The sequence below is a fragment of the Mycobacterium sp. ACS1612 genome (genome assembly GCF_001667505.1).
Taxonomy (GTDB): Bacteria; Actinomycetota; Actinomycetes; order Mycobacteriales; family Mycobacteriaceae; genus Mycobacterium.
Window position 1 is genome coordinate 176446 of record NZ_LZHZ01000065.1, and the last position, 8849, is coordinate 185294.

7 protein-coding genes and 1 pseudogene are annotated in these 8849 nt (G+C 66.7%); 1 reads left to right on the forward strand and 7 read right to left on the reverse strand.

Features of this window, described 5'->3' with window-relative positions; genetic code table 11:
* Position 1: 1 nt before the first annotated feature.
* From A5724_RS27960 to A5724_RS27990, 7 genes are read right to left on the reverse strand one after another with little or no spacing between them, the layout of a single operon-like run.
* Complete coding sequence (locus A5724_RS27960; RefSeq protein ID WP_369830674.1) at positions 2-634, reverse strand: hypothetical protein; 633 nt, start codon at positions 632-634, stop codon at positions 2-4.
* A 38-nt stretch (positions 635-672) separates the two neighbouring features.
* The gene (locus A5724_RS27965; RefSeq protein ID WP_067809935.1) at positions 673-2496 is read right to left on the reverse strand and encodes an ABC transporter ATP-binding protein; all 1824 of its coding nucleotides are present in this window, start codon (positions 2494-2496) and stop codon (positions 673-675) included.
* Positions 2493-4397, reverse strand: a complete 1905-nt coding sequence (locus A5724_RS27970; RefSeq protein WP_067809945.1) for an ABC transporter ATP-binding protein — start codon at positions 4395-4397, stop codon at positions 2493-2495. The genes A5724_RS27965 and A5724_RS27970 overlap by 4 nt, the downstream gene beginning before the upstream one ends.
* 15 nt (positions 4398-4412) lie before the next feature.
* A complete protein-coding gene (locus A5724_RS27975) occupies positions 4413-6305 on the reverse strand; it encodes an ABC transporter ATP-binding protein (protein ID WP_067809952.1) in 1893 nt (630 codons plus the stop codon).
* A gap of 52 nt (positions 6306-6357) precedes the next feature.
* Positions 6358-6906, reverse strand: a complete 549-nt coding sequence (locus tag A5724_RS27980; RefSeq protein ID WP_067809955.1) for a chromate transporter — start codon at positions 6904-6906, stop codon at positions 6358-6360.
* On the reverse strand, positions 6903-7466 hold the full coding sequence (locus tag A5724_RS27985; RefSeq protein WP_067809960.1) for a chromate transporter: 564 nt from the start codon (positions 7464-7466) through the stop codon (positions 6903-6905). The genes A5724_RS27980 and A5724_RS27985 overlap by 4 nt, the downstream gene beginning before the upstream one ends.
* Positions 7459-8448, reverse strand: a complete 990-nt coding sequence (locus tag A5724_RS27990) for a phosphatidylserine/phosphatidylglycerophosphate/cardiolipin synthase family protein (protein WP_067809965.1) — start codon at positions 8446-8448, stop codon at positions 7459-7461. The genes A5724_RS27985 and A5724_RS27990 overlap by 8 nt, the downstream gene beginning before the upstream one ends.
* A 151-nt stretch (positions 8449-8599) precedes the next feature.
* Here A5724_RS27990 and A5724_RS27995 point away from each other — a divergent pair.
* A pseudogene (locus tag A5724_RS27995) lies at positions 8600-8770 on the forward strand (DNA-binding response regulator); the annotation flags it as partial.
* Positions 8771-8849 lie beyond the last annotated feature (79 nt).

An 8849-nucleotide genomic window follows, 5' to 3' on the forward strand; every position in this document is an offset into this window, starting at 1 on the left:
CTCAGCCACCTCCGGTCGGGTTGTGCAGCGGGTTGGTCACGCCGACGACGACGGTGAAGCGTTCCGCGATCGCTTCGAGCCGTTCGACGGCGACCGCGCGGCGCGCGATGTCGCGTACCTGCTCGAGGTCGCCGACGAAAAGAATCGGCCGCCTCGACAGCAGCGCCAATGTGATTCGAAGCAGGAACAGTTCAAGGTCGGACAGCTCGACGATGTAGGTCTTGGGCGCAGGCGGGTCGATATCGCCGAACACCAGATCCATTTCGTCCTGGCCGGCTTCGATGGGCACGCGTGAGTACCACGGCGCCAGCCACCGCCGCTGCTCGGCGAGCACGGTCTGCACGCTGACCGACTCGTCCAGTTCATCGATGTCTTCGAACGCCGCGATCGCGCAGTGTCGGCGGATCGCACGCGGTTTCGTGTCGCCGAGCACGGTCAGCGTCCCGTGGCTGGGCTTGAACCGGCCCGCCAGCGTCAGCAGCAGCGTGGTCTGCTCGGGTCCGCCCGGCATCTGGATGGCGTGGAAGCCCGCTGTGAGCGACAGATCGACGCCTGAGAACAGGGGTCCGTGCTCACCGTCGACCCCCAACCCGGTGGCGACGATCAGCGGCGGGTCGGGTTCGGGCTCGTCCACGTCGACATTGTCGCCGATGTCCGTCGCCGAGACGGCGATCAGGCCAGCGATTCCACCCAGGCCCGGTGCAGCGCGGCATACCGGCCGTCGGTTCTGCCGATCAACTCGTCGGGCGCGCCGTCTTCGACGATGCGGCCGTGGTCGAGCACCAACACCCGGTCGGCCACCTGCACCGTAGACAGCCGGTGCGCGATGACGAGCGCGGTGCGGTCGGCCAGTACGGTCTCCAACGCCCGCTGCACCATCCGCTCGCTGGGGATGTCCAGCGACGACGTCGCCTCGTCCAGTATCAACACGGCCGGGTCCGCGAGGAACGCCCGAGCGAAGGCCACCAACTGCCGCTGCCCCGCCGACAGCCTGCCGCCGCGCTTGGCGACGTCGGTGTCGTAGCCCTCGGGCAGCGCATCGATGAACCGGTCTGCGCCCACCGCCGCGGCGGCCGCCACCACTTCGGAGTCGGTCGCGTCGGGACGGCCGAACCGGATGTTATCGGCGACGGTGCCGTCGAACATGAAGTTCTCCTGCGTCACCATCACGACGTGGCGGCGCAACTCGCTCTGCGAAATGTTGCGCAGATCAATGCCATCCAACGTCACGATGCCCGAGGTCGGGTCGTAGAACCGCGCGATGAGCTTCGCGATCGTGGTCTTGCCCGCACCTGTGGTGCCGACCAGCGCGACCGTCTGCCCCGCCGGCACGGTGAAGTTCAGATCGGGGATCACCGGCCGGTCCGGCACGTAGGCGAAGTGCACGTCGCGGAAATCGACTTCGCCGCGCACCCGCCCGAGCGGGACCGGGTGTGCGGGCTCCTTGATACCCGGCCGCTCCGCCAGCACCCCTGCCAGCTTCTCCAGCGCCGACGACGCCGACTGGAAGGTGTTGAAGAACTGCGAGATCTCCTGCATCGGCTCGAAGAACATCCGCAGGTAGAGCAGGAACGCCGCCAGTGTGCCGATGGTCATCTGGCCGTGCAGTACGCGGTAGCCGCCATACAGCAGCACCACGCCGGTGGTCAGGTTGCCGACCAGTTTCACCCCCGGCATGAACACCGCCAGCAGCCGGAAGGTCCGCTCGTTGTCCGCCTTGTAACGGTCCGCGATGTCTTCGAAGATCTCCTGGTTGCGCGGCTCACGCCGGTAGGCCTGCACCGCCTTGATGCCGGTCATCGTCTCGACGAACTGCACGATCACCAACGCGGCGCTTTCGCGCACCCTGCGGTAGGTCTTGGCCGACTCGTTGCGGAACCACCAGACCAGCGCCACCAGGATCGGGAACGCGGCCAAACACATCAGGCCGAGCCGAACATCAAGTGTGACAAGCAGAATCGCGGTGCCGATCAAAGTGAGCACAGCGGTGATCAGGCTGTCGAAGCCGGTCTCCAGCATGTCCTGAATGGCCTCGACGTCATTGGTGGACCGGCTGACCACGCGACCGGAGGTGTACCGCTCGTGGAACGCGATGTCCAGCCGCTGGAAGTGCCGATACACCCGGCGCCGCAACTCGAGCAGCACCTTCTGCCCGATCCGGCCCGACCGCTGCAGGAAGAACATCCGACTGGTGGCCTGCACCGCGACGACCACGCACAGCACCGCGACGACGACCATCAGCGTGTGCGCCGAACCGCCGGACAAAATCGGCGGAATGCCGTGGTCGATGCCGCGCTGTACCAGGATCGGAACCGAAAGGCGCGCAGCGTTTTCCACCACCACGACGAGTGCAAGCAGCGCCACGGTCACCCGGTACGGGCGCAGCAGGGAACCGAGCAGCGCACGCGCCTCGCGGCGACGCGGCAGGCTTTCGTCGATGGGCAGGTCGTCGTCCTGCTCCTCGGTGAGCCGGCCCCGCCATTCGGTAGTCGTCATCGGCGTTCCGCCTCGAATGACACGTAATCACGCGGCTCGTGCTCTTCGACGAGATGCTCCAGCCGCGTTCGCTCTTCGTCGTCCTCCCATGTGCAGACCCGCTCGGCGCGGTCGTCGAGTTCGTCGTCGGCTGCCAGCAGGTAGCGGTACTGCGGCACGGTGGCCAGCAGCTGCGCGTGCGTGCCGATGTGGGTGATGGTGCCGTCCTGTAGCAGCGCCACCTTGTCCGCGAGCAACACCGTCGACGCGCGGTGCGCGACCACGATGCCCGTGACGTGGTGCAGCACCCGGCGCAGCGCCTCCTCGACGACCGCCTCGGTGTGCACGTCAAGCGCCGACAGCGTGTCGTCGAGCACCAGGATCTTCGGGGCGGCCAGGATTGCGCGCGCCAATGAGAGCCGTTGCCGCTGCCCCCCGGACAGGCTCATACCCTGCTCACCGATGCGGGTGTCCAGCCCGAACGGCAGGTCGTAGACGAACTGCGCGGCGGCCACCTCGATGGCCTGCGCCAGCTGCGCATCCGTCGCGTCCGGCCTACCCAACCGCAGGTTCTCCGCCACCGACATCGAGAACAACGTGGGATCCTCGAACGCGGTGGCCACCGCCTGGCGCAGCGCGGGCAGGCTCAGCTCGCGGATGTCCTTGCCGTCGATGCGGATCGCGCCCTCGGTGACGTCGTACAGCCGCGACAGCAGCGAGGCGAGCACCGACTTGCCCGACCCCGTCGAACCGACCAGCGCCAGCGTCTCCCCCGGCTCGACGGTGGCGTTGAGGTCCCGAAGCGCCCAATCCTCCGAGTCCGGGAACTTGAAGCCGACGTCGACGAGTTCCAGCCTGCCGCCCGCCGGCGGCTGCGCAATCGGGCCGTCGGTGATTTCCCTTGGCGAGTCGAAGATCTCGGCGATCCGGTTGGCGGCGGTGAACGACTCCTGCGTCATCGACAGCAGAAACCCCAGCGATGCGATGGGCCACACCAGCGACAGCATCATCGTGATGAACGCGACGAGCGTGCCCATGGTGACGTAGCCGTGCCCGGCGGCGTACGCGCCGAAGCCGAGCACCACGATCAACGTCAGGTTCGGGATGACCTCCAGCAGCGTCCAGAATTTGGCGGACACCGCGACCCTGCCGACCTGCGTTTTGTACAAGTTGGTCAGTTGCTCGTCGAACCGGTCGTAGGCGTAATCCTCACGGCCGAACGACTTGACCACCCGCACCCCCAGCGCGGACTCCTCGACATGGGTGGCGACGTGGCCGGACTGGTCCTGCGCCAACCGCGACAGCCGGGTGTAGGTCTGCTGGAAGTGCAGCACCGTCAACGTGATCGGCACGATCGACACCACCACGACCACGCCGAGCGGCCAATACATCGCCAGCAGGATCGCGGTCACGACGGTGATCTGCAGGATGTTCAGCAGCAGGAACACCATGCCGAACGACATGAATCGGCGAATGGTGCTCAGGTCGTTCATGATTCGCGACAGCAGCTGACCGGACTGCCACCTGCCGTGAAACGACATCGGCAGGATCTGCAGCCGCGCGTAGAGGTCCTTGCGGATATCGGCCTCGACGCCCATGGTGGCGCGCGCCACCAGCCAGCGCCGGATGAACCACAGCACCGCCTCCGAGACGCCGACACCCATCGCGGCGGCGCCGAGCACCCACAGCCCGCGCTGATCCTGATGCCGCACGGGCCCGTCGATGACGGCCTTGGTCATCAGCGGAATGGCCACGGTGGCAACGAGGCTGGAGACCGCGACGAGCACCATCGCGATCCACCGCGCCCGATAGGGCAGCAGGTACGGCATCAGCCGCCACAGATCCGAACCGGTACGTTGACGCGCCGGCGGTCGCGCGATCGCCGGCGCCGAGCGCAGAGGTGCTGCATTGAGTTCAGTCAAAGCGATCCCAGCGTCTCATGCCGCTACGACATCCTCGGCATCCTTTTCGCGACCGAACTGCGTCTGATACAGCTCGGCGTACCGCCCGCGCCGGGCCAACAACTGGTCGTGGGTGCCGCGTTCGACGATGCGACCGTCCTCGACGACGAGGATCAGGTCGGCGGCCCGGACCGTCGAGAGCCGGTGGGCGATCACGATCGAAGTCCGGCCCGCGAGCGCCTCCGTCAACGCCTGCTGCACCGCGGCCTCCGAGGCCGAGTCCAGCGACGCGGTGGCCTCGTCGAGGACGACCACCCGCGACCGGCCGAGCAGAAGGCGGGCGATGGTGAGCCGCTGCCGCTGACCGCCCGACAGCCGGTATCCGCGCTCGCCGACGACGGTGTCCAGTCCTTCGGGCATGTCGGCGACGACGTCGGCGAGGCGGGCCCGGTCCAGCGCGCGCCACAGGTCGTCGTCCGTCGCACCCGGCGCGGCCAGCGTCAGGTTGGACCGGATCGACTCGTGGAACAGGTGACCGTCCTGGGTGACCATGCCGACGGTGTCCTTCAGCGACGGGAATGTCGCATCGCGGACGTCGACGCCGTTGAGGCGCACGGCGCCGGAGTTGACATCGTAGAGGCGGGCCAGCAGCGAGGCGATGGTCGACTTCCCCGCCCCCGACGAGCCGACCAGCGCGACCATCTGACCCGGCTGGGCGGTGAACGAAATGCCGTGCAACACTTCGTCTCCACCGCGGTCGTCCAGCTCGGCCACTTCTTCGAGCGATGCCAACGAGACGGCTTCGGCCGACGGATAGGAGAACCGCACGTCGTCGAATTCCACCGTGACGGGACCGTCGGGAATCGCCACCGCCTGCGGCTTCTCCTGGATCAGCGGCACCAGGTCGAGCACCTCGAACACCCGCTCGAAACTGACCAGCGCGCTTGCGATTTCGACGTGCGCGTTGGCCAACGCGGTCAGCGGTGCATACAACCGGGTGAGCAGCAGCGCCAGCGACACGATCGCGCCCGTCTGCAGATGACCGCCGATCGCGAGCACTCCGCCGAGCCCGTACACCAACGCGAGCGCCAGCGCCGACATCAGCGTCAGCGAGTTCATGAAGATCGACTGCAGCATCGCGGTGCGCACCCCGATGTCGCGCACGCGACCGGCCCGCACTTCGAATTCGCGCGATTCCACAGAGGGGCTGCCGAACAGTTTCACCAGCGTTGCGCCCGGCGCCGAAAAGCGTTCGGTCATCTGGGTGTTCATGGTCGCGTTGTGGATGGCCGCCTCGCGGGCCAACTGCGCCATGTTGCGCCCGACCCAGCGGGCGGGGATCAAGAACAGCGGCATCAGGATCAGCGACAGCAGGGTGACCTGCCACGAGATGCTGAGCATGACCACAAGCGTCAGCGTCAGCGTGACGATGTTGGTGACCACGCCGGAGAAGGTGTCCGAGAACGCGCGCTGCGCGCCCATCACGTCGTTGCCGAGGCGGCTCACCAACGCTCCGGTGCGGGTGCGGGTGAAGAACGCGACGGGCATCCGCTGCACGTGATCGAAGACGGCGGTGCGCAAGTCGAGGATGAGGCCCTCGCCGATGGTCGACGACAACCACCGGGTCACCAACGAGATGGCCGCCTCTGCCACCGCGACCGCCGCGATCACCCCCGCTAGCGCGACGACCGCCCCGAGCGCACCGCGGCCGATCTCGTCGACGACCCTGCCCGCCAGCAGAGGGGTCGCCAGACCCAGCATCGCGCCCACCACGCTGACCACCACGAAGCCGCTCAGTCTGCGGTGGTGCCTGCCGGCGAACCGCCAGATGCGCCGCAGCAATCCGCGGTCGGCCAACAAGCGCAGGTCGCCGCCCCTCGCGCGGACCTGCCGATACAGACTTTGCCGCGCAACCGTTTCAAAGCTCATGAAATCACCGTAAAACCTCAACAATTGATGAGGTCAACGGCTTCCCGCGGCCTCAGACGATGCCGAAATACCCCAGTACGCCCGCGGCGAAAACCACGAGCAGCGGGTTCAGCCTGGTGCGGATGAAGATCAGCGTGCACACCGCGGTCAACAGGTAGGCCCGCCAGTCGTGGTCGGCGGCTCGGCTCATCACCAGCGACGTCGCCATGATCAGGCCGACGGTCAGCGGCGCGAAGCCCTTCTCGACGGCGATCCGCCACTTCGACTTCTGCGCCTTCTGCCAGAACAGCGTGACGGCGTACATCAGCGACGCCGCAGGCAACAGCATCGCGGCAGTGGCGATCAACCCACCGACGATCGCGCCCGGCACGCCGCCGACCGTCAGGCCCGCCCCGTAGCCGACCAGCGTCACGATCAGGATGCTCGGCCCCGGCGCGGTCTGCGAGATCGAGAAGATGTCGGCGAACTGCCCGTCGGTCATCCAGTGATGGCCCCTGACGGTTTGCATGTGCATCTCGGGCAGCACCGCGTTGCCGCCGCCGATCGACAGCAGAGACAGCGACGCGAACAGCGCCGCGACCTGAAGGTAGGTGTGGATCATGTGGGCTGTTTCTTCGGCCACGCCCAGATCAGACCGACCGGCGCCAGGACCGCCAGCACCGCTGGAAGTGGCCAGCGCACAATGCCGTTCAGCACGAAAGCCGCCGCGAAGAGCAGCACCGGCACCAGCCCGGTCAGGCACTTCTTGCCGGTCTGGATCACCATCGCCAACGTCAGCGCCACGGCCGCCGCCGACGCGCCATGCAGGACGCCCTTCACGGCCGGGATCTCCTTGAACCGGAAGTAGAAGAACGCCGCAACCATGATCAGCACGACCGGCACCAGACACAGCCCGAGCACAGCGGCGAGTGCGCCAGGCAGGCCGCGCATCTTCGACCCGGCGAACACCGCCATGTTGACCTGATTGGCGCCGGGCAGGATGCGGCACATCGTCATCGCGGAGAGGAACTCCTCCTCGCCCATCCACTGCTTTTCGACGACGAGCACCTCCCGCGACCAGGCGGACAGCCCGCCGCCGAACGACGCGAGCGCGATGTGGTTGAACGTCCAGGCGAGTTCGAACAGCGAGACACTGCCGGGCCCCGCGTCCACCTCACTCATGCATCAGGTCGTGGTCGTGGGGGAAATCGTCCTCGAGGTGCTGCGCCGGATCGAGCGGATCCGGCGCCTCGTAGTGGTGAGAGATGTCCCAGTCGCTGTCGTAGACCGCTTTGAGCCGGCCGACGATGGCCGGGTCGTCGGTCATGATGCCCAGTTCGCGGCGCAGGTCGAAGGCGCTGCGGTCGATGTTCATCGAGCCGACGAGCGCGTGGCGGCCGTCGACGATGATCAGCTTGGCGTGCACCCGCAGGTTCTTCTGCTTGTGCACCTTCACGCCGAAGCGCTTCAGCGTTCGCAACGACGCGAACGTGTCGAGGATGTCCCATTCACTGATGCCGTGTTTGCCGCCGCACAACACATGCACCTTCACACCGCGATCGGCGGCCGCCGCGAGCCGCTCCAAAATGACGGCGTCGACATATTTCGGATGCTGCACATCGAGCCGCTCGGTCGCAGTGTCGATGAATTGCGCCATGTGATAGCGCGAATTCGAATTGCTCCACAGCAGGCCTTCATATGCCGAACAGTTCCAGTCGCGCTCTTCCCAGTCGGCGTTGAATACCTCGATGATCTGCGCGACGTGATATGGATTGTCGGTGATGACGCCGTAGTCGCGGGTGAGGGTGAAATACTTCTCCATCAAATTGAAAGTCGCGACGAGCGCCAGCTTTTCGTCGACCACGATCGACTTTTCGTGCGTGACGTAGAACTTCGAGCTGGACCACTTGACCGCGACCCCGGCGTTTGCGAGTTGCTCGAAGGTCTCGTCGTTGGCCCTGTCGCCGCCGGAGCGCGCGGCATTGAGCATGACGCGGACGTCGACTCCGGCATTCTTTCGGTCGATGACGGCGGCGATCAGGCCCGGTTCGGTGAACGTGAATTGCTTGATGAGAAGCGAATTCTGTGCCGAATTGATGAATTCGCGTACCGGGTCCAAGCCGTCGTCGGGCTCGACAATCAAACGGGAAGACAGCGGGAGCATGATTTCGCAGATGCTAGCACCGGGTGTTTAGCACCGCTTTGCTATCGGGGGAACGTTCAGCCGGCTGTGACATGGCGGTGACAAGACCGCCACAAGGGTGATGCCGAGTCGATCGGGTGCCTGCCACATCCCCGGCACGTCTTGGGGCAAGATTGCGGACATGGACAGTGGAGCGGCCTCGCCCCGCGTGCTCGTTGTCGACGACGACCCCGACGTGTTGGCGTCGCTAGAGCGCGGACTTCGGCTGTCCGGATTCGACGTGTCGACGGCCGTCGACGGCGCCGAGGCGCTGCGCCGCGCCACCGAGACGCGGCCCGCGGCGGGGGGGGGGGGGGTGAGCAAGGCGGGGGGGGGGGGGGGCCGGGGGGGCTCCGCGCGGGGGGGGCGGGGGGACGACGACG

What these genes read in the sequence shown, in the direction of transcription:
- A5724_RS27965 (WP_067809935.1), bottom strand. Translation starts at nt 2,496, where the DNA reads ATGACGACTACCGAATGGCGGGGCCGGCTCACCGAGGAGCAGGACGAC.
- A5724_RS27975 (WP_067809952.1), bottom strand. Translation starts at nt 6,305, where the DNA reads ATGAGCTTTGAAACGGTTGCGCGGCAAAGTCTGTATCGGCAGGTCCGC.
- A5724_RS27980 (WP_067809955.1), bottom strand. Translation starts at nt 6,906, where the DNA reads ATGATCCACACCTACCTTCAGGTCGCGGCGCTGTTCGCGTCGCTGTCT.
- A5724_RS27985 (WP_067809960.1), bottom strand. Translation starts at nt 7,466, where the DNA reads ATGAGTGAGGTGGACGCGGGGCCCGGCAGTGTCTCGCTGTTCGAACTC.
- A5724_RS27990 (WP_067809965.1), bottom strand. Translation starts at nt 8,448, where the DNA reads ATGCTCCCGCTGTCTTCCCGTTTGATTGTCGAGCCCGACGACGGCTTG.